The 25,518-nt window shown below is 47.3% G+C and carries 29 protein-coding genes; 10 read left to right on the forward strand and 19 right to left on the reverse strand.

Annotated elements, in window-relative coordinates; genetic code table 11:
• Position 1: 1 nt before the first annotated feature.
• The 6 genes from BLV22_RS09725 to argC are packed head-to-tail and all read right to left on the reverse strand — an operon-like array spanning position 2 to position 8,524.
• Positions 2-3,166 (reverse strand): carbamoyl-phosphate synthase (glutamine-hydrolyzing) large subunit, encoded by a 3,165-nt coding sequence (locus BLV22_RS09725; protein WP_091614542.1) that lies wholly within the window; start codon positions 3,164-3,166, stop codon positions 2-4.
• Entirely contained in the window at positions 3,159-4,238 is a 1,080-nt protein-coding gene (locus BLV22_RS09730) for a carbamoyl phosphate synthase small subunit (protein ID WP_091614545.1), read from the reverse strand. The genes BLV22_RS09725 and BLV22_RS09730 overlap by 8 nt, the downstream gene beginning before the upstream one ends.
• A gap of 24 nt (positions 4,239-4,262) precedes the next feature.
• Entirely contained in the window at positions 4,263-5,420 is a 1,158-nt protein-coding gene (locus tag BLV22_RS09735; RefSeq protein WP_091614548.1) for an acetylornithine transaminase, read from the reverse strand.
• A gap of 13 nt (positions 5,421-5,433) precedes the next feature.
• Positions 5,434-6,222 (reverse strand): acetylglutamate kinase, encoded by a 789-nt coding sequence (argB, locus tag BLV22_RS09740; RefSeq protein ID WP_091614550.1) that lies wholly within the window; start codon positions 6,220-6,222, stop codon positions 5,434-5,436.
• A 21-nt stretch (positions 6,223-6,243) separates the two neighbouring features.
• Positions 6,244-7,476, reverse strand: coding sequence for a bifunctional glutamate N-acetyltransferase/amino-acid acetyltransferase ArgJ (gene argJ, locus BLV22_RS09745; protein WP_091614553.1), 1,233 nt, complete (start codon positions 7,474-7,476; stop codon positions 6,244-6,246).
• A 16-nt stretch (positions 7,477-7,492) separates the two neighbouring features.
• On the reverse strand, positions 7,493-8,524 hold the full coding sequence (argC, locus tag BLV22_RS09750) for an N-acetyl-gamma-glutamyl-phosphate reductase (RefSeq protein WP_091614556.1): 1,032 nt from the start codon (positions 8,522-8,524) through the stop codon (positions 7,493-7,495).
• Positions 8,525-8,890: 366 nt separating this feature from the next.
• Here argC and BLV22_RS09760 point away from each other — a divergent pair, with 366 nt between their 5' ends.
• The gene (locus BLV22_RS09760) at positions 8,891-9,727 is read left to right on the forward strand and encodes a Cof-type HAD-IIB family hydrolase (protein WP_091614562.1); all 837 of its coding nucleotides are present in this window, start codon (positions 8,891-8,893) and stop codon (positions 9,725-9,727) included.
• Between the two features lie 33 nt (positions 9,728-9,760).
• Positions 9,761-10,213 (forward strand): GNAT family N-acetyltransferase, encoded by a 453-nt coding sequence (locus tag BLV22_RS09765; protein WP_022793227.1) that lies wholly within the window; start codon positions 9,761-9,763, stop codon positions 10,211-10,213.
• A 32-nt stretch (positions 10,214-10,245) separates the two neighbouring features.
• On the opposite strand, the gene BLV22_RS09770 is transcribed toward BLV22_RS09765, so the two are convergent.
• Entirely contained in the window at positions 10,246-10,812 is a 567-nt protein-coding gene (locus BLV22_RS09770; RefSeq protein WP_091614563.1) for a helix-turn-helix domain-containing protein, read from the reverse strand.
• A 67-nt stretch (positions 10,813-10,879) separates the two neighbouring features.
• On the opposite strand from BLV22_RS09770, the gene BLV22_RS09775 reads away from it, so the two are divergent.
• The gene (locus BLV22_RS09775; protein ID WP_091614566.1) at positions 10,880-11,590 is read left to right on the forward strand and encodes an AzlC family ABC transporter permease; all 711 of its coding nucleotides are present in this window, start codon (positions 10,880-10,882) and stop codon (positions 11,588-11,590) included.
• Positions 11,587-11,889, forward strand: a complete 303-nt coding sequence (locus BLV22_RS09780) for an AzlD domain-containing protein (protein WP_091614568.1) — start codon at positions 11,587-11,589, stop codon at positions 11,887-11,889. The genes BLV22_RS09775 and BLV22_RS09780 overlap by 4 nt, the downstream gene beginning before the upstream one ends.
• A gap of 34 nt (positions 11,890-11,923) precedes the next feature.
• Here BLV22_RS09780 and BLV22_RS09785 read toward each other — a convergent pair whose 3' ends face one another.
• The 5 genes from BLV22_RS09785 to BLV22_RS09805 all read right to left on the reverse strand — a co-directional run bounded on the left by BLV22_RS09785 (position 11,924) and on the right by BLV22_RS09805 (position 15,084).
• On the reverse strand, positions 11,924-12,394 hold the full coding sequence (locus tag BLV22_RS09785) for a BsuPI-related putative proteinase inhibitor (RefSeq protein ID WP_091614571.1): 471 nt from the start codon (positions 12,392-12,394) through the stop codon (positions 11,924-11,926).
• Between the two features lie 28 nt (positions 12,395-12,422).
• Positions 12,423-13,268, reverse strand: coding sequence for a YitT family protein (locus BLV22_RS09790; RefSeq protein ID WP_091614574.1), 846 nt, complete (start codon positions 13,266-13,268; stop codon positions 12,423-12,425).
• A 30-nt stretch (positions 13,269-13,298) separates the two neighbouring features.
• Positions 13,299-14,054, reverse strand: a complete 756-nt coding sequence (locus BLV22_RS09795; protein WP_091614577.1) for a serine aminopeptidase domain-containing protein — start codon at positions 14,052-14,054, stop codon at positions 13,299-13,301.
• Between the two features lie 164 nt (positions 14,055-14,218).
• The gene (locus tag BLV22_RS09800) at positions 14,219-14,533 is read right to left on the reverse strand and encodes a hypothetical protein (protein ID WP_091614580.1); all 315 of its coding nucleotides are present in this window, start codon (positions 14,531-14,533) and stop codon (positions 14,219-14,221) included.
• A 179-nt stretch (positions 14,534-14,712) separates the two neighbouring features.
• Positions 14,713-15,084 carry a rhodanese-like domain-containing protein gene (locus BLV22_RS09805; RefSeq protein ID WP_022793219.1) on the reverse strand — a complete coding sequence of 124 codons (372 nt, stop codon included), beginning with the start codon at positions 15,082-15,084 and terminating at the stop codon, positions 14,713-14,715.
• A 127-nt stretch (positions 15,085-15,211) separates the two neighbouring features.
• On the opposite strand from BLV22_RS09805, the gene BLV22_RS09810 reads away from it, so the two are divergent.
• Positions 15,212-16,111, forward strand: coding sequence for a PucR family transcriptional regulator (locus tag BLV22_RS09810; RefSeq protein ID WP_091614583.1), 900 nt, complete (start codon positions 15,212-15,214; stop codon positions 16,109-16,111).
• A 1-nt stretch (position 16,112) separates the two neighbouring features.
• Here BLV22_RS09810 and BLV22_RS09815 read toward each other — a convergent pair whose 3' ends face one another.
• The gene (locus BLV22_RS09815) at positions 16,113-16,988 is read right to left on the reverse strand and encodes a fumarylacetoacetate hydrolase family protein (protein WP_091614586.1); all 876 of its coding nucleotides are present in this window, start codon (positions 16,986-16,988) and stop codon (positions 16,113-16,115) included.
• Positions 16,989-17,009: 21 nt separating this feature from the next.
• Positions 17,010-17,507 (reverse strand): hypothetical protein, encoded by a 498-nt coding sequence (locus BLV22_RS09820; protein WP_091614589.1) that lies wholly within the window; start codon positions 17,505-17,507, stop codon positions 17,010-17,012.
• 231 nt (positions 17,508-17,738) lie between these two features.
• On the opposite strand from BLV22_RS09820, the gene BLV22_RS09825 reads away from it, so the two are divergent.
• Positions 17,739-18,179: a hypothetical protein gene (locus tag BLV22_RS09825; RefSeq protein ID WP_091614591.1), complete on the forward strand. Its 441-nt coding sequence runs from the start codon at positions 17,739-17,741 to the stop codon at positions 18,177-18,179.
• Positions 18,180-18,227: 48 nt separating this feature from the next.
• On the opposite strand, the gene accB is transcribed toward BLV22_RS09825, so the two are convergent.
• Genes accB through accC form a run of 3 tightly spaced genes read right to left on the reverse strand, consistent with a single transcriptional unit; the run spans position 18,228 to position 20,760 of the window.
• Positions 18,228-18,713 (reverse strand): acetyl-CoA carboxylase biotin carboxyl carrier protein, encoded by a 486-nt coding sequence (gene accB, locus BLV22_RS09830; RefSeq protein WP_091614594.1) that lies wholly within the window; start codon positions 18,711-18,713, stop codon positions 18,228-18,230.
• A 29-nt stretch (positions 18,714-18,742) separates the two neighbouring features.
• Positions 18,743-19,375, reverse strand: coding sequence for a TetR/AcrR family transcriptional regulator (locus BLV22_RS09835; protein ID WP_091614596.1), 633 nt, complete (start codon positions 19,373-19,375; stop codon positions 18,743-18,745).
• 23 nt (positions 19,376-19,398) lie between these two features.
• Entirely contained in the window at positions 19,399-20,760 is a 1,362-nt protein-coding gene (accC, locus tag BLV22_RS09840; protein ID WP_091614599.1) for an acetyl-CoA carboxylase biotin carboxylase subunit, read from the reverse strand.
• Positions 20,761-21,001: 241 nt separating this feature from the next.
• Here accC and BLV22_RS09845 point away from each other — a divergent pair, with 241 nt between their 5' ends.
• Both BLV22_RS09845 and BLV22_RS09850 read left to right on the forward strand, forming a co-directional pair.
• Positions 21,002-21,859: a dimethylarginine dimethylaminohydrolase family protein gene (locus tag BLV22_RS09845; RefSeq protein WP_091614602.1), complete on the forward strand. Its 858-nt coding sequence runs from the start codon at positions 21,002-21,004 to the stop codon at positions 21,857-21,859.
• A gap of 18 nt (positions 21,860-21,877) precedes the next feature.
• On the forward strand, positions 21,878-22,168 hold the full coding sequence (locus BLV22_RS09850) for a 4a-hydroxytetrahydrobiopterin dehydratase (RefSeq protein ID WP_245724067.1): 291 nt from the start codon (positions 21,878-21,880) through the stop codon (positions 22,166-22,168).
• 127 nt (positions 22,169-22,295) lie between these two features.
• Here the strand turns inward: BLV22_RS09850 and BLV22_RS09855 are convergent, their stop codons facing one another.
• Positions 22,296-22,739: a DUF2188 domain-containing protein gene (locus BLV22_RS09855; RefSeq protein WP_091614945.1), complete on the reverse strand. Its 444-nt coding sequence runs from the start codon at positions 22,737-22,739 to the stop codon at positions 22,296-22,298.
• A gap of 278 nt (positions 22,740-23,017) precedes the next feature.
• Between BLV22_RS09855 and BLV22_RS09860 the strand changes: the two genes are divergently transcribed.
• Positions 23,018-23,473, forward strand: a complete 456-nt coding sequence (locus BLV22_RS09860) for a DUF948 domain-containing protein (RefSeq protein WP_022793207.1) — start codon at positions 23,018-23,020, stop codon at positions 23,471-23,473.
• Positions 23,466-23,774: a YtxH domain-containing protein gene (locus BLV22_RS09865; protein WP_091614605.1), complete on the forward strand. Its 309-nt coding sequence runs from the start codon at positions 23,466-23,468 to the stop codon at positions 23,772-23,774. Before BLV22_RS09860 ends, BLV22_RS09865 begins: the two co-directional genes overlap by 8 nt.
• Before the next feature lie 18 nt (positions 23,775-23,792).
• Here the strand turns inward: BLV22_RS09865 and BLV22_RS09870 are convergent, their stop codons facing one another.
• The gene (locus BLV22_RS09870) at positions 23,793-25,517 is read right to left on the reverse strand and encodes a pyruvate oxidase (RefSeq protein ID WP_091614607.1); all 1,725 of its coding nucleotides are present in this window, start codon (positions 25,515-25,517) and stop codon (positions 23,793-23,795) included.
• Position 25,518 lies beyond the last annotated feature (1 nt).

The following is a 25,518-nucleotide window of genomic DNA, read 5'->3' on the forward strand; positions in this document are numbered from 1 at the left end:
TCTACACTCCTTTTTCGGACAAAGCGTAATTTTGCAGCCACGATTCGATTGGCGCAGGCAGCTCCGGCGCTCCCTGAATCGCCTGAACCATCACACTCAGCGTACGTGCATTCGTTACGATCGTTTTACGTTCAATTAACGCTTTCTGGCGGCGCTCTTTTCCTGTTTTATGGCCGATCTCCGGAATACTGATAAACGCTGAAGCATCCTCTGAGTAAATCCATTCATCAAACGGCGTGTGCTGCGGGAACACTAATGTGTAACCCATGCCTTCGAGCTTGTCCAGGGATGGTTTTGCTTTGTCGTATTCCCCGTCCGCAATTTCGCAGTAGACACTTCCAGTTTTCTTAAATAGAAGAGGTATTTGCGTTTCCGACCAGGCAAATGCTTTCTGGAAGGCGCCGGAAAGATCTTTTGATATACCGATCAGTTCCCCAGTGGATTTCATTTCTGCTTCCAGTACTGGATCAAGCCCGCTTAATTTATCGTTGGAAAAGACCGGGGCTTTCACTGTGTAATAGCCCGGTTCTTCGTGAAGCCCTTTCTCATTTGTCCATGTGTTAAGTGAATGACCAAGCAGCAGGTGCACCGCCCCTTCAATCACTTTTTCGCCGGTGATTTTGGCAAAGACCGGCACCGTCCGCGATGCTCTTGGATTTATTTCAATTACGTACAATTCGCCGGCATCGTAGACGAACTGGATATTAAAGATACCGTGAAAATTCATGCCTTCCGCAATTTTCTGCGTATAGTCCACCAGAAGCTGCTTTACCTCTTCACTGATGCTGAACGGAGGTGTTACAGCCATGGAATCGCCTGAATGAACACCTGCTTCCTCTACGTGTTCAAATATACCAGGTATCCATATGTCTTTGCCGTCCGTTAACACATCCACTTCAAGCTCTGTTCCCGGCTTATAGGAGTCAATTAATATTGGGTATTCAATATCGTTGGCCGGATCTTCAATATATTCCACCAGTTCTTCTTCTTTGGTCGCAATCGCCATGCCGCGGCCGCCGATCACGTAGGAAGGTCTGAGAAGCACCGGATACCCGATTTCTTCTGCCTGCTTTAGCGTTTCCTTTCTGCTGTGGCCGGAAACTCCCGGAATATGCGGAACGTTCACCTGCTTCATAAACTGGTAGAAGCGGTCCCTGTCTTCGAGCTGATCAATAATATCAGACGTCGTGCCAAGCACTTCCATTCCTGCCTGTTCAAGCGACTCAGTCAGCGATATCCCGGTCTGCCCGCCAAGCTGCACGATTACTTTCGTTACGTGTTCTTCCCTGGCTACGTGAAGCACATCCTCTGCCGTGAGCGGCTCAAAGTACAAGTGGTCCGCCATTTCAAAGTCGGTGCTTACCGTTTCAGGGTTGTTGTTTACAATTACCGCTTCGTAGCCTGCTTCTTTCAATGCCCGCGCCCCGTGCACCGAGCAGTAATCAAATTCAATGCCCTGCCCGATCCGGATCGGGCCGGAACCGACGACCAGCACTTTATTTTCGACCGGTTCAGCCTGACGGTCGCTTTCCTTGTACCAGCTGGAATAGTAGTATGGTGTTTCTGCGGTAAATTCCGCTGCGCACGTATCCACCATGTGGTAGGAAGGGAACATGTTCAGCTTTTCCCGCAGCTGGAGTATTTCTCCAGTTTCCACCCCTGAGAGGGCGTGCAGCTGTTCGTCTGTAAAACCAGCCTTTTTCCATATCAGCAGCTGCTCTTCGCTCCAATTTTCCCAGGAAAGTCCTGCAATATCTTTTTCCTTTTGAATAAGGGTAGCAAAGGTCCGAAGGAAAAAATACTGAATGCCGGTTTTTTCATGGATTGTTTCCATATCCCCGCCACGGCGAAGCCATTCCATAATGTAAAAGAACCGCTTATCGTTCTGCTGCAGGATTTCGTTCAAAATATTTTCATCAGCCGTTTCCCTGCATTCCGGCAGAGCCAGTCCGTCATGTTTGATTTCAAGTGACCTTACCGCTTTCTGCAGAGCAGCCTCCAGATTTCTTTCGATGGCCATGACTTCTCCCGTCGCCTTCATCTGCGTCCCGAGCGTGCGGTCTGCGTAGGAAAATTTATCAAACGGCCAGCGCGGAAACTTCACCACTACATAGTCGAGCGCCGGTTCAAAGCTTGCATACGTATGCCCGGTGACCGGGTTTAACAACTCATGCAGGTGATACCCTATGCTGATCTTGGCTGCCATGCGCGCAATCGGATAGCCGGTTGCTTTAGAAGCAAGAGCGGAAGAACGGCTCACTCTCGGATTTACTTCGATCAAATAGTACTGCTTGCTGACCGGGTCGAGCGCGAACTGAATATTACATCCGCCTACAATGCCAAGAGCCCGGATAACTTTTAACGAAGAGCTCCGAAGCATCTGGTACTCTACGTCCGTCAGCGTCTGGGACGGCGCCACGACAATGGAATCTCCGGTATGAACACCCACCGGATCAATGTTTTCCATGTTGCACACGGTGATGCACGTGTCATTGGCATCCCGCATCACTTCGTATTCAATTTCTTTAAACCCGGCTATGCTCTTTTCCACCAGGCATTGATGAATCGGGCTTGCCTCCAGCCCGCCTTCGATGATGTGGCGAAGTTCCTTTTCATTCTGGGCGATGCCGCCCCCGCCTCCGCCAAGGGTGTACGCCGGGCGCACGATAATCGGATAGCCGGTTCTTTCCGCAAAAGCCAGTGCTTCATCCTTTTTCTCCACAATTTCGCTTTCAGGTACCGGCTCGTCCAGTTCATGCATAAGCGCGCGGAATGCTTCTCTGTCTTCTCCCTGCCGGATGGACTCGATCGGCGTACCGAGAAGCTCCACCCCATGCTTTTCGAGCGTCTGCTGTTCGGAAAAAGCAAGCGCGAGGTTTAATCCGGTCTGTCCGCCAAGGGTTGCCAGCACTCCATCCGGATGCTCCTGTTCAATGATCCTCTCCACTGTTTCTACGGTAAGCGGCTCAAAATATACTTTGTCAGCACAGGTATTATCTGTCATTACGGTTGCCGGGTTATTGTTCAGCAGTATAACTTCAATGTTTTCTTCCCGCAGCGCCAGGCATGCCTGGGTGCCTGAGTAATCAAATTCTGCAGCCTGCCCAATGACGATCGGACCAGAACCGATCACCAGTACTTTGTTTATTTTTTTATCTCTAGGCATAGGTGGCTTCTCTCCCTTTATTCTCTATCGTTTCCAAAAATTCATCAAAAATTTCTTCGCTGTCTGCCGGACCCGGATGGGCTTCCGGGTGAAACTGTGCTGTCATGATTGGAAACTTTGTATGCATCATGCCCTCTACTGAACCGTCATTGACGTTTTTGTATTTTATCCGGAAAGACTCTTTTGGAAGAGACTCATCGGTGACAACATAGCTGTGATTTTGAGAGCTCATAAACACTTTGTTCGTTTCCAGATCCTGCACCGGCTGATTGGCGCCGCGATGGCCAAAACGCAGTTTTTCCGTCTCCCCGCCAAACGCAAGCGCGAGGAGCTGGTGACCCAGGCAGATGCCCAAAGTCGGATAGGTTTCGGCAAGCTCCTTATAGGTGCTCAAATAATGTTCAAGCTGCTTCGGGTTGCCGGGGCCGTTGGAAAACAGCAGGCCGTCAGGAGCCAGACCTTCAATTGTTTCCTTCGGCGTATCATAGGGCACAATCGTAACCTTGCATCCTTTTTTGTTCAGCTGGTCCACCATCGACTGTTTGTAGCCAAAGTCCATCAATACAACATGGCGGTCGCCGCTGCCGACCGTTATCTGTTTGTCCACCGTTACGGTATCAATCACATCGCGCTCTCCGAGCGGCTCATATTCCCCTACATTCACAGATTCTGGATTCCCGCTCATTACAGCACCCATATCGCCTTTTTCCCGGATGTTTTTGACCAAAGCCCGCGTGTCCACGTTTTCCATAACGGGAATTCCGGCCGCAAGCGCTGCCTCCGCGAGTGTCTGGTCTCCTTCATAATGACCCGAAGTGCCGCAGGCTTCGCTGACAATGATACCTGCCGGCTGTGGCTGCGTACTTTCATTGTCTGTTGGATTCACACCGTAATTTCCGATTAACGGATAGGTAAAAACAACTATTTGACCGTGAAAGGAAGGGTCTGTCATCACTTCCTGATAGCCGGTCATTCCTGTAAAAAATACAATTTCCCCATACGTATCCGGAAAGGCTTGCTGCCAGCTGCCTTCAAATATTTCGCCTGTTTCCAATTTTATATAACTTTTCATCTACAAACCCTCCTGGTACGTTTTTTATTTTTCAAGCACTTCTGTCAGTGCTGCTGCGGCTTTTTCCAAGTCATCGTACGAAATTGTCAGTGGCGGCAGAAGCCTCAAAGTGTTAGGCCCTGCTGCAATCAGCAGAAATCCTTTTTTCTGCATTGCGAGTACGTAAGGTGCCGCGCTTTCCGTAAGCTCTATGCCGATCATAAGTCCCGGGCCGCGTATTTCTTTCACCGCGGGCAGGGAGGCTATTTTTTCTTCAAGAAGGTTCGTGAAAAAGCGCCCCTTTTCTGCTGCCATTTTCGGAGCGTTGATACTCATCAGCTTTTGAAGCGTTCCCTCTACTGCAGCCATAGCAAGCGGATTTCCACCAAATGTAGAACCGTGGGCCCCGGGACCAAAGGCTTCCTGTAAATATCCTTTGCCAATCATCGCCCCTACCGGAAACCCGTTGCCAAGAGCCTTCGCCGTCGTTACGATATCTGGCTCCACGCCCGCCTGCTCATAGGCAAACATCGTACCGGTACGTCCCAGGCCTGTCTGTACTTCATCTACAATCAGCAGTGCCCCGTGCTGCTTCGCAAGCGCTGCGGCTTTTTGAATAAATGCCGGATCTCCCGGAATGACACCGCCCTCGCCCTGCACCGGCTCAAGCATGATTGCCGCTGTGTTTTCGTCCACAGCTTTCTCCAGTGCATTCACCTCGTTATACGGTAAATATTCAAAGTCTTCTAGCATGCGGCCGAAGCCCTGATGAATGGCATCCTGGCCGGTTGCTGCCATGCTTCCGTATGTCCGCCCGTGAAAAGACTGGACAAAGCTTTGGATTTTCGTACGTCCGGTATATTTTCTGGCGCACTTTATAGCTGCTTCATTTGCTTCCGTACCGCTGTTTGCAAAAAATACAAGGTCTAAGCCCGTAAGCTTCGTCAAAAGCTCTGCAGTGCGCTCCTGCTGTTCATATTGAAAAAAATTGGAGCCGTGCCATCCAGCGTGCAGCTGTTTCTCTACATGCTTTATCACATCGGGATCACCGTGACCAAGATTGACAACGCTGATTCCAGCCATTAAGTCCGTGTATTCTCTACCTTCTTTATCCGTTACGGTAGAGCCTTCCGCGTGCGAAAAAGTGAGTTCCCATCTTTTGTACGTTTCAAATAGATGTGATTTCTGTTCTGTCTGCTGCATTGTTCTCCTCCTTTCAAGTCAGGGACGGAGCCTGGACCTGTTCTCTGATTATTGCCGTTCCCTTCAGCTTTCCTTCTGCCTTATCTGTGTGTCCGTTTGCGCCGGCAATAACGACTTTTTCCAAATCACCGGTCAGGCTTGCTGCTGCCGCCTGAACTTTCGGTATCATGCCGCCGTAAATTTCTCCGTCGCGGATATGCTGCTCAAGCTTCTCTGCGTGAATATAGTCAGCTTTGCTTCCGTCGATAAGCACGCCTTCAACATCTGTAATAAACAGGAGCTCTTTTGCGCCTACTGCCTGAGCGACAGCCGAAGCAGCCGCGTCAGCATTCACATTTAATTTTTTGCCGTTTTCATCCGCTGCAATAGGAGCGATCACCGGGACAAATCCACTTTCAAGCATAGAATGTATGCAGGAGGTATTAACGTTCACGACGTTGCCGACGAGTCCGAGATCCTGATCGGCCACCTGCTCTGCTTCCAGAAGTCCTCCGTCAATACCGGACATGCCAAACGCCGGAGCGCCGGCGGATTGAAGGGAGGAAACGAGGCATTTATTTACTTTTCCGGACAGAATCATCTCAGCTACTTCAAGTACCTCGGGCGTTGTTTTTCGCAGCCCATTTACAAACTCACACTCAATCTGCATCTGTTCAAGCATACGGTTGATTTCAGGGCCTCCCCCGTGCACAAGCACCGGATTCATGCCTTTTTCTTTCATGGCAGCTATACTTTTGAAAAATTCAGCTGTCAGTTTGTTCACCGTGGAACCGCCGCATTTGACTACAGTGATGCTGTTCATGCTCTTCTCCTCCTTCTTTCCTTACGTCCGGTATCCGGCGTTAATTCTTACATAATCATAGGTCAGGTCGCATCCCCATGCTTTGCCGCTTCCATTCCCCACATGGAGGTTCACCGTTATCTCCACCGTGTCATTTTCCAGGTACGCTTTTGCATCCTCTTCGGAAAAATGAACCGGGGTGCTTGCTTTCAAGGTTTCCATCGGCCCTACTGATATATCCACAGTGTCCGGATCAAGCTCTACTTCACTGTAGCCGAGAGCGACAATCACCCGCCCCCAGTTGGCGTCTGTACCGTATACAGCGGTTTTCACCAGGTCTGATCCAACGATCTGCTTGGCTGCCTGGCCGGCTTCTTTATCTGTAGCGGCGCCTTCGACCTTCACTTCAATCAGCTTGGTGGCGCCTTCCCCGTCTCTTGCAATTTTTTTCGAAAGGGATTCACATGTCTCTTTCAATCCGGTAACGAACGCGTTCCAGTCAGGATGACCGGGATGCAGCGGACTGTTTTCCGCCTTGCCGCTGGCCATGACGACTACCATGTCATTCGTTGACGTATCGCCGTCAATCGTAATCCGGTTAAACGTTTTGTTCGTTATTTCCGAAAGCGCCGTCTGCAGATGATCAGGTGCAATTGCAGCATCCGTAGTCACAAACCCGAGCATCGTGGCCATATTCGGATGTATCATTCCGGATCCTTTCGCTACGCCTCCGATAAACACTGCTTTATTGTCCACCCACGTCTGAAAGCATGCGTGCTTTCCGGCAACATCTGTGGTCATGATTGCTTCATTAAAATCCTGCGCCCGTTCAAATCCGGTTTCCGGCTCGAGGTGTGCAATGCCTTCATTTATTTTATCCATCGGCATCGCTTCGCCGATCACACCAGTAGAAGTTACCGCTACCTGATGTTCCGGCAGACCGAATTTTTCGGCACTGTTTTTTCTCATGGTATAGGCGTCTTCGAGTCCCTGTCTGCCTGTACATGAATTGGCATTTCCACTGTTGACGACGATTGCCCGGAGCTTCCCCTCTTTGGCAATGCTTTCTTTCGTCACCTGCAGCGGTGCTGCCTGAATTTTATTTAACGTATATACAGCGGCACTCGACGCTGGCACGTCACAAATAATAGCTCCGAGATCTTTTCTTTTTCTTTTGACCTTTGTATGAATACCCGCTGCGGAGAAACCGGCAGGACTTAAAATGCTTCCTCCCGATACTTCTATTACCTGCTCTGCTGTCGATGCCTCTACCATGATTTTTCTTCCTTTCTTATGGATAAACCGGAAGCTGAGAAATCCCTTCTTTCTCATCTGCTCCCAGCATCACATTCATATTTTGTATCGCCTGCCCGGAGGCGCCTTTAACTAAGTTATCAATTACTGTAACGACCGTCAGCCGGCTGGTGCGCTCGTCCACTGTCCAGCCGATATCACAAAAATTACTTCCATATACTTCTTTTGTCGCTGGAAATGTTTTTTCTCCACGTATTCTGGCGAAGGGCTCTTTGTCATATGCCTGATGAAACAGCTCTTCTATATGCCCGCTTTTTGTCCCATCGGTAAGCGGCACATACATAGTAGCTAAAATCCCCCTCGTCATCGGCACCAGGTGAGGGCTGAACGTAACAGGGTGGTTTCCACCCGTATGCATGTCCAGTGCCTGTTCAATCTCCGGTGTGTGCTTATGCTCATTCACTTTATAAATTTTAAAATTCCCATCCATTTCACTGAAATGAGTAGTTTCGGACGGTGTCCGTCCCGCTCCTGTAGTACCTGTTTTTGCGTCGATAATGATGTTTGAAGGATCAATAACATCCTTATCCACCAGCGGCAGAAGACCAAGAAGCACCGCTGTCGGATAGCATCCCGGATTTGATAAAAGAGAAGTGCCTGCCACTTCATCTCTGTTCCATTCCGTCAAACCGTAGACAGCCTCCTGAAGCAGGGACTCCGGTGCGCCTTGGCGCTGGTACCACTGTTCGTAAGTTTTTGCGTTCTTCAGCCGCAGATCCCCGGACAGATCAATCACCCTGGTTTGCGCTGCAATGGTTTCGCTCCACTCCGCTGATATACCGGGCGGCGTGGAAAGAAATACAACGTCATAGGCGGACCAGTCAGCCGTCTCAAGCGGCTGCAGAATTTCATTATATAAATCTTTCATATGCGGATACATATCAGAAAGCTTCGTGTTTTGCTTCGAGGAGGAATAAACATCTATTTGTTCAACGCCGCGGTGCTGGGCCAGCATGCGTATTAATTCCACTCCTCCGTAGCCAGTTGCTCCAATAATAGCTGTATTCATAAAGTTGCACCTCTATTTATCTTTATACAATATGTTCTGGTGATTATTATAAGTCTGAATATATATTAATGCAACTGTATTTTTATTTTTTCTTCATATTTTTTCTTTTCCGTCATAAGCTGAGTTTATTAAGGTTTTTCTATTTGTTCAGCCTTTTTTGGAAGAATATAATTTATGTATGAAAATGTACATTTGATGTATAAATGACTGGTAAGCTTTCATCTTTTTTCTCCCATGGCCGTTATTCCTTTTCTTTTCTTTTTGCCTGTATTCCAGTAAAATAAAGAGCGGATCGTGTTTAGCGGCGCTGTTTCTATACAGTCGTACGAATACATTTATATTTCCATCAGGAAAGAAGAGGTTTTTATGAAAAAACATTTGATAGCTCTTGATCTAGACGGGACGCTTCTAAAAGATGATAAAACAATTTCCACAAAGACCTGGAAAGTAATCCAGCAGGCTAAACAAGCCGGACATACAATAGCCATCGCTACCGGCAGACCATACCGGGCCAGTAAAATGTACTATCAGCAGCTCGGCCTTTCTACACCTATCGTTAACTTCAACGGAGCGTATGTGCATCACCCGGCCGATCGCTCTTTCCGCTCCTTCCATCAACCGCTTGACCTGGATCTGGCCCGGACAGTGATTGAGACCTGCCGGACGTTAAATGTTCAAAACATGCTCGCCGAAGTGCTCGATGAGGTGTATATGGATGAGCATGATGAATCCTTTATTGATCTTCTGGCTTTCCAGGGACCGGTAACCGGAGCCGGAAAACTTGAAAGAGTGCTTCCAAACTCTCCTACTTCCCTGCTTGTATATCCCCAGGAAGGTACAGCAGAGCGTCTGCAGGACCTGCTTTCATCCAGTGAAGCCAAGGGGATGCATCAGCGCTCGTGGGGAGAGCCCCACCATATGATTGAAATTATAAAAAAGGGAAATCATAAAGCAAACGGCCTCGAAAAAGTCGCTGCCTATGCGGGGCTCTCGATGGAGGATGTGATTGCTTTCGGGGATGAGGATAATGATCTGGAAATGCTTGAAGCCGCCGGAACCGGCCTCGCAATGGGGAATGCCAGTGCAGACACAAAATCAGTGGCCAATGAAGTTATTGGTACAAATGAAGAAGACGGCATCGCCCATTATTTAGAAGAGCGGTTAAAGCTTTCTGCGGACGACACGGTGCTTTTTAAAAATTAAACGCGTGATTTTGAATAAGGATGTGTTCAAACGATGCAGGTGTATAAAGTACCTACAGATACCGAACAGTACGTGAGAAATCAAATAGCAGATCTGCTCATGGGGCAGATGGATTCCATCGGCATGAAGGATGCTTACCGGTTTCTGCAGCGGGCTATCGATCTTTCCCTTGACTCCGATTCCACCGCCCATATTTTTGTAGCCGAAACAGAGGAGCAGATTGTCGGAGCTGCTTTTTTAAATATTGGCATCAGTCTTGAAAAGGGAGGCTATTATGTCTGGCTGAATGATCTCTACGTGGATCAGCAGTACCGGAACCGGGGTATTGCCAAGAAACTACTGCTAAAAATTATTTACTGGGCAGAGCATAATGACATCAAAGGCATTGAGCTCGAAACCGGCGTGAACAACGCAGCCACAAAAGCATTGTATAATTCCCTCGGCTTTTACGACGTTATTTCCAAGCGCTACGGCTTTCGTTTTTAAGTTCCGTCTTCCCTCCAATGGGAAGGCTTTTTTTATTGCCGGTAAGCTGTATAAAAAAGCATAAGAACACCTTTGACTTTTTCCGGACCGGCATTAATATAGGCGTGGTTATGATCGGCCCGGAAGCGCAGCGCGTCATCCGGACCCATTAATTGTTTACTTGCCTCTTTCGTCTGCACTTCCATCCGCCCTTCGTTTACAATAATGTATTCTTCTACTCCAAATGGGTGGGCAGAGGAATAATGGCTTCCCCCTGAAGCCAGCACAAATTCATACCATTCGACTGGAGCCTGCTCGTGTTTGGAAAAAATATTCCGGACTGCGTAGCCGTTCTCCCCTTCAAGCCATTCAGTTTGATCAGCGGAAACAAATTCCATGTCCGGCCGCTTTTGCTGCAGAAACGTGGAAAACCCTACACCCATCCCTTCTGCAATCTTCCACAGCGTCGTAATCGTCGGGTTCGATGCCCCGCGCTCAATCTGTCCAAGCATCGGCTTGCTTACACCTGTTGCTTCAGACAGTCTATCCAGACTCCACCCACGCTCATGGCGAAGCTGCCGTAATGTTTTGCCGATTTCTTTTCCAATTGATTCTTTCATTTTTTCACCTCTGTTGTATAATATAACATACAAAAATATATTATAATTAAATAGAAAGGAGTTCCTTATGAATAATACGGCTCCATTAGAACACTCCTGGGCCAGCGGCCTTACTCAGGGGCTTCCTATCGCCGCCGGTTATGTTCCTGCAGCTTTGGGATTTGGGCTGCTTGGCGCCAACAGCGGTCTTTCCATTTATGAAACAGCACTTATGAGTATTATCATTTTTTCCGGCGCCGCCCAGTATATGGCTATTGGGCTGATTACTGCCGGGGCTGGTTTATACAGCATTTGGATTTCTACGTTCCTCATAAATATCCGCCATTTATTGATGAGTGCTTCTGCCAAACAATTCCTTTTCTCTGCTTCTAAATGGAAACAGGCTGTTTTAGCGTTTGGTTTAACAGATGAAGTCTTCGCGCTGCTCTCTGCCAGAAGGAATAAAACGAACGTATTTTTCGGGATTGGGGTCTTTTTGGCAGCATATATCAGCTGGGTTACTTTTTCATGTGCCGGATATTATTTTGGTGCCTTCTTTCCCGATTATCTGCAGATCAGCATGGATTTTGCCTTATATGCCCTTTTTGCAGCGCTGTTGTTTCCCGCAATTTTAAAATACCGGATGGCTCTTTACACCGCTGGCCTAAGCGCAGCTATCAACACTTTTCTTGGGACCTGGCTTTCTTCAGGATGGGCTGTTCCAGCTGCAATGACTGCCTCAGTCGTTATTGTCGTATATGTCAGTTCCTTTAAGCAGAAAAAGGGGAGTCAGTCATGAACTTGCTTCTTTTAATCATTGGAATGGGCGTTATTACATATGTAACGAGAGTTGTTCCTTTCTTTTCGCTAAATGTTAACCGCCTGCCCGTCTCCGTGCAGCAGGCGCTCCAGCTCATCCCGTACGCGGCGCTTGGAGCTCTGCTGCTTCCGGGGGCCCTGCGTTCCCCGCCTGATGTCTGGTTCGGCCTGTTCGGTCTCTGCACGGCCTTTTTGATCGCTCTTATAGGCGGCAGATTCACTGCTATCATTTGCGGCACCATCGGTTTGCTTTCTCTCGCTGCTTTTTTTATTTATTGACGCTAAAAAGCAGGAGCTTTGCCAGCTCCTGCACTTACGGGGTGTTAGATGTTTCCAAAGCCGGAGCATCCAGATTTTCAGCAAGGATCCGGAATTCTGCCCGGTACGAATTTTCAGGATCGAGAAGATCTGCATCAAGCTCTTCGTCCCACCTTCGTATATTTCCGGCACTAACCTCCACAGATTTCTCCGCCTGCGTAAACACCTTTCCCTCCGAATATATATAAACTGGTTCGGATACGCCCTCTTCTTTAATAATAACTTCTATTTCCTGGCCGTCCGGAAAATCCAGCTTCATTTCTCCATTGCCCGTATTTTCAAATTCCAAATGCCAGGTGTTGTTTTCAGTATCCAGAGTGCCGGCAAGCTCCCAATCACTTTTTATCATTGAAGCTTCCAGACTTCCGGCGGAAGGCTCTTCAGCAGTCTGTTCGCTGCCGCACGCAGCAGCAGAGAGCGTACAGAAACATACCAGTGCTGCAGCTAACCACTTTTTTAAGGCCATCTCTCTCACTTCCCGGCTTTTATTTTGATTAGTCGTCTTTACGGAACAAACCAAACACAGTTGTCGTGTTGATAATGTTTGTGAATGCCTCCGGGTCTGCCTCCTGAACTACCTGCTGAAGCGTGTACATTTCATAACGTGTAATCACTGTCATTAATATTTCTTTTTCGCTCGCATCAAATCCTCCCCGGGCAGGAATTCGCGTGATCCCCCTGGTCAGATTTTGATGAATAGCATCCCGCATCTCGTCCGGGTTTTTCGTTACAATTAAAGCAGTAAGCTTTACGTGCCGTGTGTGAATAGTATCTATGACCCTTGAGCCGACATAGAGCGTTACCAGGGTGTATAAAGCACTTTCCCAGTTATACAGAAACCCGGCTGCTATAACAATGATTCCGTTCAGCAGCATGAAATACGTGCCTACCGGACGGTCCCCCATACGGGCCAGTACCAGGGCCACAATATCCAGACCTCCCGCAGAAGCCCCCCATTTCAAGGCCACGGCAGCTCCGGCGGCTGTAATCGCCCCGCCAAAGACACTGTTTAATAAAATGTCTCCTGAAAGTTCAGTAATAGGTATAAGGTCAAGAAAAAATGTCGTCAGCGCTACGTGCAAAAAGCTGTAGAACGTAAACAGCCGCCCTACTTTAAACCAGCCGAGCATAGCAATCGGTATATTAATTAAAAACAAGAGCACCCCAGTGGAAAGCGGCAGAAAACCTGCAATAATCTGCGCAATCCCGGTGGCTCCGCTCGCAAATACATTTGCCGGCTCCAAAAACAGGTTCAGGCCGACTGCCATAATCAAAGCCCCGAATACGATAACCAGAACACGTATGACTTCCGATACAATAGATGAATGGCTTGTAAGCATAGTTGTCCTCCTTTCTGCTGCACGTTCACTTTAAATATGGGAAGCAGCCCATTCCGAAGCCGCAATCATCCCTTCTCTCGTTACTTTATGACCCGCTTCCTGCTGCAGATAATAAGCCTGTCCCGAGGAAGCTCTGTCCGGAAGACGTTCATAAAAGCGGTACGATAATTCGTAAGGTACAACGTCATCTTCTTTTCCATGCCAAAAAAAGATAGGTTTTGCTTCCACTTTGGCGGGAGCAAGGGAGAGATCATACGTAGCCAGTTTATCTAACAGCTCCTGCTCCTCGCGTTCCGAGAACTCCCAGTCAGATGTTTTCTTTAATGAACGTATCTGTTCTTCGGCCATTGCTTTCCAGGACGGCGACCCCATCATGATCATGCCCCCCTGGATCCACTCGAAGGATCTGAGTGCCCCGCATGAAATGATTCCTCCCATAGAGGTACCGGAAACATACATACGGCCGCTGTCAATCCATTCATATGTAGTCATTTCATTCAGCAGCGATTCGGTTTCTTCCACTGCCTGCATGACAATATCCCAAAACGCATAGGTTCTTCTGCCGGCATCCATATCACTTTCACGTTCTCCGTGATATAGAGCATCCGGAAGAACGACCCGTATCCCGTTTCCTGCCAAATAATAGGCAAAAGAAAGATTCTGCTCTTTACTGCTGCCAAAGCCATGCCAAAATAAAACCGTCGGCTGCGGATGATGTTTATCTGCCTGCCTGGAAATATGCAGGCTGGGAATATCTGCGATAGTTTGCTTTTCGATAGTAATCATGCCAATCCATCCTTTACAGCCGTTATAGTAGTACACTCTGAATATTGTACCCCAGTAAAGCAATTATTGAAAAGACCGAAGCCTTCCATTTCCTTCAATAAGCTTAAATAACAAAAAAAGACAACTGCGTGCATTAAGCACTTTGACAGCTGTCTTTCCGTTGCCTATTTTTCATCTTTTTCCTTGGCTGTCTCGAGCGGTTCTTCATCTTTTTCTTCTGCTTCTTCATAATGAAGTACAGAGTATTGAGCACCTTCAGAAACCATTTTGTTATCTTCAAAATCCTGAGGGTTCGGGTTACCTACTGTTTCATTCAATTCTTTATCTTCTTCTTCTTTCGTTTTGCCGCCTACCTTGGCCGCCGTACGTTTTGATACGTCTTTCACCTGCGCTCTTGTTTCTCCGTCTTTCAGGAAATAAACGGCTGCGCCAACAATCAGTGCTGTCAACACGGTCCATAAAATACTATTTTTCTGCATACAATACGCCTCCTGTCTCAATCAACTTAATTCAATGCTCTTTTTCGCTATTTCCCAAATCAGTTCATACTAAACCCTTCATCTTGATAGAAAAGAAGCCACGCTCGGCTTTTTCAGTGAAAATTATGGAAGCTGTTATATAAAAAAACTGCAGAAATTACTCTGCAGCTTCTTCTTGGTTACTTTTTATATAAATCGTTTACGTCCTTCAACGGATTTTCCATGCCGGAATTCGTTTCTTCATCCCAGGCGAGCATCCCCCCGGCAAAATTATAAACATTTTCAATCCCGTTGTCCTGAAAATACTGGGCCGTATGCTGGCTTCTCGAACCGCTTCGGCAGATAAACACGTATGATTCATCTTTTTTAAACTGATCGATCACTTCAGGAACCTGATTCATTGGAAGAAGAGGGACACCCGGTATATGACGTTCTTCATATTCGCCCGGCTCTCTTATATCAATCATGATCGGTGTTTTTTTACCGTTATTATATTGTTCTTTCAGCTCGTCTACGTCCAGCTGACGGATTCCTTCTAATTCATAAGCCACTCTCGTTCACCCTTTCTATTTTAACTCTCTGGTTCATTCTATCATCTGTGCCCCGATTCATTAAAAGTCTTGTACCTTAGAATAATCCGTGTCTGATACAATAATGTAAGAATAGGAGGCGGTCAGCTTGCATAATGATATTATTTCGCTATTTCCAGAAGCAGTGCCCCAGGAGCATTGGAAGGAAATCACCCAGCCCGAACACCACCTTTATTACAGGCTTCCGGACGGTACACAAATGGCTCTTCCCATCCAATCCGTTTCCACCCGGGAGAAGCAGCTGCTCGAAACTGTGCTCACGCCTGTCTCCCCCGGGAGCCGGGAAGATTCTCCGTGGGCGGCCTATCTTCAGGCAAAAAGTGATACGCTTCCTGAGCAGATCCCCGAGTCGTTTCGTTTTTTATTTCTTGAAGGGTCCAGCCTTTACCGTTGGAAAAACGATATTCACGATACCCTTCTTGAATATTACCAGCGCTCTGTCACTCTTACCGTCATCGGGGATGAAAAGCTTCTTGCTGTTATCCCGGATGATAACTCAGACGAGGAAGAGGTATTTGAGGCCCAGGAATTATCAAGCCTGCTGATGGGAGACACAATGGTCGATGCTTCTGTTTATTACGGAAGAAAGGTATACCGCAGTGAAAATATCCGTTTAATTTATCAGCAGGAACAGGAGATGTTTTCGTTTCTTCAGGAGCAACAGCCCTCCAGGCGCTCTTTTGCCCCCTTTGAAGCCCTGCCCTGCATTCATATGATTGAAAATACCCGGTTCTCTAAAAAAGAACTGCTCCATTATGCTCTCAGCGGCCTTGAACAGGATGAAGAATTAATGCACACTCTTTATACTTTCTTCCTGGAAAACTTAAACAGCAGCGCCACTGCCAAAAGGCTCCACCTGCACAGGAATACGCTGAAATACCGGCTCGACAAGGTGACAGACCGGATCGGCATCGACGTCAAACAGTTTCTGCACGCTGCTCCGCTCTTTTTGCTTCTTCAGGCGCAGTACGGTTCGGGCATTGCGTAAGCTATACTTTTTTTACTTTATTGGAAAGCGTACCAATCGCCTCCACATGAACATCTACAGCGTCCCCGTCCTTTAAATACTTAGGAGGATTGAACCCTGAGCCGACACCAGCCGGCGTGCCTGTGGCAATAACATCCCCCGGACGGAGCGTCATACCTCTGGATAATTGTTCGATCAGCTCTGCAATATCAAAGATAAGATCCGACATACTCCCGGACTGCCTTTTTTCTCCATTTACATAAGTCTCCAGCGTCCAGTCTGACGGCTGGCTGGAGGGACCAACAGTAACATACGGGCCGATTGGGCCGTAGGTATCTCCGCTTTTGCCAAGGAAAAACTGCTGGTGACGCTTCTGTACGTCCCGGGCAGTAATATCATTGAACAAGGTGTAGCCAAACACGTGATCCGATGCATTTTCTTTTGAAATCCGCCTTCCGGCTTTTCCAATAACTACAGCTATTTCCCCTTCGTAATCCAGAGCTTTTGTAAATGATTCGTCCAATTCTACAGTCTCACCATCCGCGATTAATGAGGAAGACGATTTCGTAAATACCAGCGGTGCCTCCGGAGCATTTTGCGCCCCCATTTCTGCAGCATGATCAGCATAATTTTTTCCGATACAGATAATGTTCTGCCCTTCCCGCTTAACCGGCGGAAGTACTTTTACATTTTCGGCAGCATGCGTTTTGAATTGGTGACGGCTTTCTGCATAATCCTGCCAACGCTCTATAAGCAGGGCCTTTCCGTTGACGGTTTCCTCGAGCCACTTTCTCAAATCACCGTTTTCCCCAATTTCTAAATCGACATACACATCAAATTCTTCATCGTATCCGGCAAGAAAAGAATGGCCGTTTTGTTCCACTGCTGCGATCCGCATGATTATTTTCCTCCTTGAACACTATTCTGTCTGCTCAGCTTCAATCGTTACTCCGTCGAGCTCTAGGCTCCCCCCGTTCAGCAGCCGGCTTTCGGCTTCCTGGGCGGGTGCCCGCCATTCCTTCTCATACGCTTCTTCAAACTCCACACGGGAGTGGTTAAAAAACAGGCCGTTTCCAGCTATATAAGGCTCGTACGATTCCAGAAAGGCCTCTTCGCCCGTTACCTGAACACGGACGAGAACATCGCTGCCATCCCACTGGTCGCTTTTATAATATCCAAAAGCATACACGTTATCGAGCACCGCGTAAGAGCCCAGGGGGATAATTGCTTTCGTTTCCTGCGCTTCTTCAAGGCTGTCGGAGGTTATTAATTGTTCCCCCGGCTGCAGACGGTCGGCAAAACTGAAGCTCAAATAAAAAAATAATCCCACCATAAACACAGCGAGCAGCGGGGAAAGCAGCCGTTCTATCCGCTTTGACCGGTTAGCGCCAGCCCGGTGCAGCGCATACCCTGCCACTCCTCCTATTATTAGTGTAACAATAGCGCAGATGACGTAAAAAACCCAGGGAGTTATTGTCCAAATCATTGTCTAATCCTTTCTTTGTACCTTCGTTAAAAATTTCTTTCCTATCGTATCACATCCTCCCTTTCCATCAGAAACAGAAGCTTTTCCCCTCAAACACATATACGGGTTTAGTTCTATATGAAAGCGGTAATACAAACTTAAATACCTCAGGGGGGATCGTTGATGAATAAACTGCATACCTCACTGGCTGTCTGGGCACTCTTTTTGTTTGTTATGGCCTTTGTCCTCCCCTTTACGACAAACGGCAGCAGCACCCTGGCTGATTTAATGCACAGCTATACGATCTATGGCTTTTTTTCCCTCGTACCAATTATTGTTTACGGCACTATTCTTTCGATCTGTTCAGACTGGATTACCAACCTTTTCTTCAGGCGCATCCCCGAAGTCTCCCTCGTTCTGCACATGATTGGTGGAGCTTTTGTTTATGCTTTTTCCCAGCACTGGAACATCGCACTCATGGGCATTTTCGCCGCTGTTTTATTTTTTACGCTCGACCAGCTGTTCGTTCTCTGGCACCGGCGGTTTTCCTTTGTGGCAAACGTTTCTTTTGTTCTCAGCTTCAGCAGTGTCCTTCTGATGTTTTTCGGTGCTTCTTTTTCCTGAACAGATATAAATATGCCCCAGGACTGAGAAGCCACTGGAGCATATTTTTTATGAAGGGTTCACCCGGAAAAGAGGCTGCCCGTATTCTACTAACTCTCCGTCTTCCACTAAAATCTCTGCGATTTCTCCAGTGACTTCTGCTTCAAGCTCATTCATCAGCTTCATTGCCTCTACGATGCAGACAATTGTGTCCGGCTTAATCGCCGCCCCCTTTTCCACATAGGCCCCTGCTTCCGGTGAAGGTGAACGGTAAAACGTGCCTACCATCGGTGATGTAATTTCGTAATAATTGGAATCCGCTTCCTTCATCCTGCTGTCTTTCGGCCCTTCTTCTTTTTTCGTTTCTGACGGCTGCGGGGCCGGCTGGGCGACTGGCTGCGGAGCCGGCGCTGCGGTCTGCTCTGCCACGGGGCGCATTGCTGCTTCTTTACGTATAGTAACCTTCTCTTTCATGTCGTTGCGGATCTCCAGCTCTCCGACAGAGGACTCGTCCACCGCCTGAATGAGCTCTTTAATTTCTTCAATAGAATACATTAGGGTTCTCTCCTCTCAAAAATAAACACTTACACATGCGTTGAATTCAAGAAAAAACGCTGGTACTTTTGCTGTTTTCTGGCTTCGTCGGTAAGGATTGCATTCATCACCAGATCGCCAAATATGTTCGCGATGTCCTGAAGTGAGTACAGGCCGCTTGATTTGTACCACTTGTATGTCCAGTTCATCATTCCAAATATCGCCATCGACGTAATAGGCACCGGAAGCTCCTTTCGGAACTCTCCTTCTTCAATACCGTCTTCGACCAATTGAAACATCGTGTTTTTGTATTCATCCCGTTTAGCTTCGAGCCGCTTGAAATAATCTGCAGACAAATGCTTTCCTTCCTGATAAAACACTGTTACATGCGGACGGTACACTTCAAACATACGTACAAACGAGCGTATCACTTCATATAGCCGTTCAGCCGGTGTGTCGTATCTGGACTGTACTTCGTCTGCTTTTGTAAGCACATAGGTAATGAAAGATTCATGAATAGTGTACAAAAGTTCTTCTTTGGACGTGAAATTGTGATAAAAACCGCCTTTGGATGTATGGCTTTGTTTCACAATGCGATCGACGGTGACCGCATGGAAGCCAAATTCTTCAAACAGCTCCAGTGCTGCATCCGTAATCCGCTTTTTTGTCGATCTGGTCGCCATCGATCTTTCCGCCTTCCTATATGTTAGACACTGCTTTCTTCTTCCATAATAGAATGGGTGTCCAAAAAGTTTGTAGTAAAGTTTCCGGAAATGAAATCTTCATGGTTCAAAAGCTTCAAGTGAAACGGGATCGTCGTATCCACTCCGTCTACGATGAATTCAAGCAGCGCCCGCTTCATCCGGGCAATCACTTCTTCCCTGTTTTTTCCGCGGACGATCAGCTTGGCTACCATTGAATCATAGTAGGGAGAAATTTTGAATCCTGTATACATTGCACTGTCCACCCGTACGCCGAGTCCTCCCGGAGGCAGATAAAGTTCAAGTTTCCCCGGAGAAGGCCTGAAATTTTTTGCCGGACTTTCTGCATTGATTCTGCATTCCATCGCCCATCCTTCAATTTCAATCTCCTCCTGCTTTACCTGCAGTTCATGGCCGGCAGCTGCGTAAATTTGTTCTTTGATTAAATCAACACCAGTCACTTCTTCTGTCACGGGGTGCTCAACTTGAATTCTCGTATTCATCTCCATAAAATAAAACTTTTTATGGGCATCCAAAAGGAATTCCACTGTACCTGCCCCGCAGTAATCAACTGCTTTTGCGGCCTGAACGGCCGCCTCCCCCATCGCCTTTCTCGTCTCTTCATCGAGAGCCGGTGACGGGGCCTCTTCCACAAGCTTTTGGTGGCGCCTTTGGATCGAACAGTCTCTTTCCCCTAAATGGATAACGTTTCCATGACTGTCTGCCATAACCTGAATTTCAATATGCCTTGGCTCCACGACCAGCTTTTCCATATAAACTCCGGCGTCTCCAAAGGAGCTCTCAGCTTCCTGGCGGGCCATCTGGATGCATTTCTGCAGGTCTTCAGCGGTGTGAGCTGCCCGCATTCCTTTTCCGCCCCCGCCGGCAGTAGCCTTGATCATCACAGGGTAACCGATATCTTCTGCGAGTGCATGAACGTCCGTATTTTCATCAAGCAATCCATTGCTTCCCGGCACAACCGGCACCCCTGCATCTCTCATCGTTTCTCTTGCCACGTCCTTCGTTCCCATCCGGCGGATAGCTTCCGGTGAAGGACCGATAAACGTAATGTCGTGATCAGCACAGATCTCGGCAAATTCAGCGTTTTCTGCTAAAAAACCGTATCCTGGGTGGATCGCCTCAGCTCCTGTTTTTAAAGCAGTGGAAATTAAATTAGTCATCTTTAAGTAGCTCTCTGAGGAAGCGTACGGTCCCACACAGTAAGCTTCGTCTGCCATGTGAACATGCAGGGCGTCTTTATCTGCTTCTGAATATACGGCTACAGTTTCAATCCCAAGTTCCCGGCAGGCTCTTATAATGCGAACTGCGATCTCGCCGCGGTTGGCTATTAATATTCGTTTAAACATACTTCGTGCCTCTCTTTCTGTAAACAACCAGCGGCTGCTCTCCGGCCCCGCTGACGATCTATCTCGAAAACCCTTGATATGTAAGGATTTTTCATAATTATACTACCCTTCATTTTATTCCTTTTGTCAATTCTTCTCAACAATTTTTTTAAAACTTTTCTTTTCTTTCCGTTAAGCATACATAATTCCCGTCGTTTTGTCTGGTATAATGTATGTTTAAAGAGAAAAGGGGCGGGTTCTTTTGACCAACACTATAACTGCGTATGTTGAAGATGAATATTCTGTTTTAGCGGACGTTATCATGTGCGAACCCAGGCATATGGCTATTAAAGAAGTAATAAATGAAATGCAGAAGCAGCACGCTTCCGCCAATATTGATATAGAAAAAGCAGTATTTCAGCATAAACAGCTCACGGCTGTCATTCAGGAATTCGGGGCTGCTGTGCATTTTCTTCCCGCTTCCGCTTCTCTCCCCGAGCAGGTCTTCACCCGCGACATTGGGTTTGTGATTGATGATCAATTGATTTTATCAAATATGGGTACTTCTATTCGTTCGGCAGAAACCATGGCGTTAGCAGACTGGTATGAACAGCGTTACGGGCCGTGCAGCCATTTAAAAAGCGGTACCATCGAAGGCGGGGACGTTATGCTTTCGGAGAAGCTTCTTTTTATCGGCCAGAGCTCCCGGACCTCTAAAGAAGGCCTCGACGAACTTCAGAGGGCCTGCCCTAATAAGCAGATTATACCGGTACATTTCGATAACCGTCATCTGCATCTGGACTGTATTTTTAATATTTTGGACAGCTCTACTGCTATTGCCTATGAACCGGCCTTTGAAACAGAGAGCCTGGAAACAGTCAAACAGTTTTTTAATATTATTTCCGTGCCGGAAGAGGAACAGAGCCGGCTGGGCACAAATGTATTCTCCCTGGGCCGCCGCCATGTTATATCGCTCCCGGAAAATACGCATGTTAACAAGCAATTAAGGGAATACGGATTCATAGTTCATGAAGTGCCCTACGATGAAATTATAAAATCCGGGGGCTCCTTCAGGTGCACTACTCTCCCTTTGCGGCGGGAGAGAAAAAATCATCAATAAAGAAAGGAATGTGGAACAATGATCATGTCTGCAGAAGAAATTCAAAACGAACTGAAAAACCTGCCAAACTGGGATAACAATGAAGACAGGGCCATTGTACGAGAATATAAATTTTCTAATTACCTGGATGGTATTGAGTTTGTTAAAGAGGTGGCAGCTCATGCAGAAAATGTGCAGCACCATCCTAAAATCACCATTGATCACACTCAGGTTACTATTTCATTCACCACTGTAGATCAGGGCGGCGTTACCGAAAAAGACTTTAACGCTGCAAAAGAAGTGGAACGACTGGCTGAAGACGTCCAGTAACTCACGGATTTCTTTTTTTAATAATTTGTATAAAGACAGCTGTCGGGTAAAAAACCCTGTCAGCTGTCCTGTTTCCTAAGACCATTGAACAGAGCAGCTGCGCCTTAGGCAGCTGCTCCTCTTTTATTTAATAGGAATGTCTTTTTTCCACTGTTCCATCTTTTTTGTAAATAATGGCTTCTGTCCCTTTCTTTTCTGCCACTTCTTTTGCACGTTCGACAGCCTCTGATTTGCTGTCATAGACAACATCCGGTTTTTTCGCACTTTTTGCCCGTACAGCCCATCCATCTTCATGAGCTTCTACCAGCTCTGCTTTTTCCATCAGTTCCGGATCTGAACTGCTTTTTCCGCCATCACGGGATTTAGGATCTTCCTCCTCCATGAATTCGTTCACTTCTTGTTTAGAAGCATTGCTGTACCATTCTTTTGCCTGTTCAGTCGCGATTGGAATTGCACGGCCTTCATCGTATCCGTCGTCAAGCATCGAATTGGCTATATCAATCGCTTTCTTCTTCACCGGTCTGTCTAAGTTCTTTAGAGATGAAGGATAGTCATTCATTGTCCAGGGCATGTTTTTTTCCTCCTCGTTATTTTTGTTATCTTTCTCTTCCCATATTATATACATACAAAAACAGGATTTTCTTCAGAACCCATCCCTTCAATTTCCCCGAATCCTGATTTCTTTCCGGAAATTTATAAGAGAATCTGTTTAGGCCTCCAAAAAGCAGGGTACGAGAGAGTTAGACACTATTATATGGTCCGCACGCCCTGGTGCTCTGCCATGAATCATGGTACCATTTATTAGGCTGTAGGATTAATCGCATTTATTGCAAGGAGGAATGGTGAATCATGGATATGATCGGTGGCATAGCTCTACTAATCATCGCGGTAGCTTTTGCAGTATTAGTTATTTTCTTAGCACGCGTCTTAAGCAACCTCACTAAAACATTGAATGGGGTGAATGAAACAGTAGACAAACTGCCGGAACAACTTGATCAGGTGATGAATCAATCGGAGCTGATTTTACATAACAGCAACGAAACGATTCTGGATGTAAATGAAAAGCTCCACTCGTTGAGTCCGCTGTTTTACATTGTTGGTGATGCCGGAGAAGCTTCCAGAAAGCTCACTTCAAGCCTTGTGGATATGACAGCAGGCATGAAAAGGAGTTCCACCGAAGGCAAAGGCAAAGTGAATGAGCAGGCTCTTGGCGGCCTTTACGGCAGCCTTGCTTTAGGATACTATATGTACCAGAAGCGCCAGGCCATTAAGGACTGGAAAGAGGAGAATACAGGAAATGCATAAAAAAAGCCTCTGGTCGGGAGTTGCTGCTGGGTATGCTATATCAGTGCTTACCAGTCTGCTCACTGCTCCGAAGAGCGGGAAAGAATACCGCCGCAAAGTATCTTCCGGAGCAGAAAGTGTTCAGCAGACGCCTGCGCGGGTGAAAGGGAAAGCAAAAGCCCGTTCCGACAAGCTGTATGAATCCGGAAAGGTCCGGTATGAACTGCTTCACGGCAAACTCGATAATATCCGTCTGGAAGCCCGTATCAAAGGTGCAGCAAGTATGCAGCATCAATCAATGCAAAAACCAGCTGATGAATAAAATCAGCTGGTTTTTCTTTTATTTTTTTATTCGTTTCCATCCTTTTTTCAGCGGTGGCAGCGAAAGTTCTCCACGTTCAAAAACATTTTTAATAATAAATTCGCTGTAATGCACCGCCTGCTGATAAGAAATCCGCCCCGGAAGCGGCGGCTGCATATCCACGACGCAATCAATAACTACCGGTCTGGTGGCAAGCACTGCTTTTTGCAGCGCCTCATGCAGCTCAGTTTTAGTTCTGATCCTGTAGCCTTCACCGCCGCAAGCTTTGGCAAATGCCGCAAAATCAATACCGCTAATGTCTGTTTCCGTGTCCAGATGGCCCATCTGCTGCTGCTCGTATTCAATCATTCCAATCTTTTCGTTATTAAATACGACACAAATCATCGGAAGCTGGTACTTTACAGCAGTGGCAAAATCCTGCATCCCCATAGCAAAACCACCATCCCCCGCAAGCATGACCGCCTGCTTTTCAGGCCAGGCCGCTTTTGCGGCAATCGCGCCAGGCAGGCCGCATCCCATCGTAGCCATCCACCCGGAGATTACAAACTCCTGTTTTTTCAGCTTTAAATAACGCGTAGCCCATACGGTGACATTTCCAACATCGACAGACACTACGGCGTCTTCCTCCAAAAACTGCTGCACTTCATGAATCACCTGCGGAGGCTGCAGCCTGTCTGTCTCTTCTGTCATATCTTTTTCGAGTTCGTTCCACCAATCTTTTCTTTTTTCTTTATATTTCTGCATAAAGGCAGAAGGCTCCCGGCGTTCGAGATTTTCTGTATACCACTGAAGCACAGTCCCGAGTTCAGAGACTAAACCTACCGTTACAGGATAGTATTTCCCTATCACTCTGGGGTCAACATCAATTTGAATTGCCTTGGTGTTTTTCGGCATAAAATCACGGTAAGGAAAAGAGGTGCCTGCAAGTATTAACAAATCGGCTTCCTGCACTGCTTCGTATGACGGTGTTGTGCCAATCTGGCCGTTCTGTCCCAGGCTGTGCTCATGCTCATCCGGAACGACACCCTTTGCAAGCAGCGTAGATACTAATGGTGCCTGAATATGTTCAGCAAATGCCAGCAGTTCATCAGTGCTGTACCTGGCCCCTTTCCCCGCCAGAATCACCGGCTTCTGCGCCCCGTGCAGCAGCCTGGCAGCCTCCACCATATCTTCCTTCTCCGGGCGGACCTTCGGCCTCGCAAACACGCCGGAAGATATCGGGGCTTCACGTTTGATTTCCGCAGCCGAAATATCATCCGGGATAACGAGTACAGAGACTCCTTTTTCTGTGTAGGCAGTACGTATCGCCTGATGCAGCATGTCCGGGAGCTGTTCGGCACTCTGGACGCGTTCATTAAATACACTGACGTCAGCAAACATCTGATTCAGCTGGATTTCCTGAAAATTATCTGTGCCGAGGATCGTCGTGTCCACCTGTCCGACCAGAGCAAGTACCGGCACTTTATCTCTTTTCGCATCATACAGGCCGTTTAATAAGTGAACCCCTCCAGGCCCGGCAATCGAAGAACAAACGCCCAGTCTCCCCGTCAGCTTCGCATAAGCGGCAGCAGCAAGGGCCCCTGTCTCTTCATGACGAATCTGGATATATTCCAGACCGTCTTCATCTTTTCGCAATTCTTCCATCAATTCATTGATGGAATCCCCCGGCATGCCATACAGATGGCTTACGCCCCATTCCTTAAGTATTTCCACTACTTTATTTCCCGCTGTTTGATTCCCCATC

This window comes from Marinococcus luteus (assembly GCF_900106595.1).
Lineage (GTDB): Bacteria > Bacillota > Bacilli > Bacillales > Marinococcaceae > Marinococcus > Marinococcus luteus.

Bases quoted from the DNA above. Each gene is read 5' to 3' on its own strand.
- BLV22_RS09725 (WP_091614542.1), bottom strand. From the start codon at position 3,166: ATGCCTAGAGATAAAAAAATAAACAAAGTACTGGTGATCGGTTCTGGT.
- BLV22_RS09730 (WP_091614545.1), bottom strand. From the start codon at position 4,238: ATGAAAAGTTATATAAAATTGGAAACAGGCGAAATATTTGAAGGCAGC.
- BLV22_RS09735 (WP_091614548.1), bottom strand. From the start codon at position 5,420: ATGCAGCAGACAGAACAGAAATCACATCTATTTGAAACGTACAAAAGA.
- argB (WP_091614550.1), bottom strand. From the start codon at position 6,222: ATGAACAGCATCACTGTAGTCAAATGCGGCGGTTCCACGGTGAACAAA.
- argJ (WP_091614553.1), bottom strand. From the start codon at position 7,476: ATGGTAGAGGCATCGACAGCAGAGCAGGTAATAGAAGTATCGGGAGGA.
- argC (WP_091614556.1), bottom strand. From the start codon at position 8,524: ATGAATACAGCTATTATTGGAGCAACTGGCTACGGAGGAGTGGAATTA.
- BLV22_RS09760 (WP_091614562.1), top strand. From the start codon at position 8,891: ATGAAAAAACATTTGATAGCTCTTGATCTAGACGGGACGCTTCTAAAA.
- BLV22_RS09765 (WP_022793227.1), top strand. From the start codon at position 9,761: ATGCAGGTGTATAAAGTACCTACAGATACCGAACAGTACGTGAGAAAT.
- BLV22_RS09770 (WP_091614563.1), bottom strand. From the start codon at position 10,812: ATGAAAGAATCAATTGGAAAAGAAATCGGCAAAACATTACGGCAGCTT.
- BLV22_RS09775 (WP_091614566.1), top strand. From the start codon at position 10,880: ATGAATAATACGGCTCCATTAGAACACTCCTGGGCCAGCGGCCTTACT.
- BLV22_RS09780 (WP_091614568.1), top strand. From the start codon at position 11,587: ATGAACTTGCTTCTTTTAATCATTGGAATGGGCGTTATTACATATGTA.
- BLV22_RS09785 (WP_091614571.1), bottom strand. From the start codon at position 12,394: ATGGCCTTAAAAAAGTGGTTAGCTGCAGCACTGGTATGTTTCTGTACG.
- BLV22_RS09790 (WP_091614574.1), bottom strand. From the start codon at position 13,268: ATGCTTACAAGCCATTCATCTATTGTATCGGAAGTCATACGTGTTCTG.
- BLV22_RS09795 (WP_091614577.1), bottom strand. From the start codon at position 14,054: ATGATTACTATCGAAAAGCAAACTATCGCAGATATTCCCAGCCTGCAT.
- BLV22_RS09800 (WP_091614580.1), bottom strand. From the start codon at position 14,533: ATGCAGAAAAATAGTATTTTATGGACCGTGTTGACAGCACTGATTGTT.
- BLV22_RS09815 (WP_091614586.1), bottom strand. From the start codon at position 16,988: ATGCGGATCGCAGCAGTGGAACAAAACGGCCATTCTTTTCTTGCCGGA.
- BLV22_RS09825 (WP_091614591.1), top strand. From the start codon at position 17,739: ATGAATAAACTGCATACCTCACTGGCTGTCTGGGCACTCTTTTTGTTT.
- accB (WP_091614594.1), bottom strand. From the start codon at position 18,713: ATGTATTCTATTGAAGAAATTAAAGAGCTCATTCAGGCGGTGGACGAG.
- BLV22_RS09835 (WP_091614596.1), bottom strand. From the start codon at position 19,375: ATGGCGACCAGATCGACAAAAAAGCGGATTACGGATGCAGCACTGGAG.
- accC (WP_091614599.1), bottom strand. From the start codon at position 20,760: ATGTTTAAACGAATATTAATAGCCAACCGCGGCGAGATCGCAGTTCGC.
- BLV22_RS09850 (WP_245724067.1), top strand. From the start codon at position 21,878: ATGATCATGTCTGCAGAAGAAATTCAAAACGAACTGAAAAACCTGCCA.
- BLV22_RS09855 (WP_091614945.1), bottom strand. From the start codon at position 22,739: ATGCCCTGGACAATGAATGACTATCCTTCATCTCTAAAGAACTTAGAC.
- BLV22_RS09860 (WP_022793207.1), top strand. From the start codon at position 23,018: ATGGATATGATCGGTGGCATAGCTCTACTAATCATCGCGGTAGCTTTT.
- BLV22_RS09865 (WP_091614605.1), top strand. From the start codon at position 23,466: ATGCATAAAAAAAGCCTCTGGTCGGGAGTTGCTGCTGGGTATGCTATA.
- BLV22_RS09870 (WP_091614607.1), bottom strand. From the start codon at position 25,517: ATGGGGAATCAAACAGCGGGAAATAAAGTAGTGGAAATACTTAAGGAA.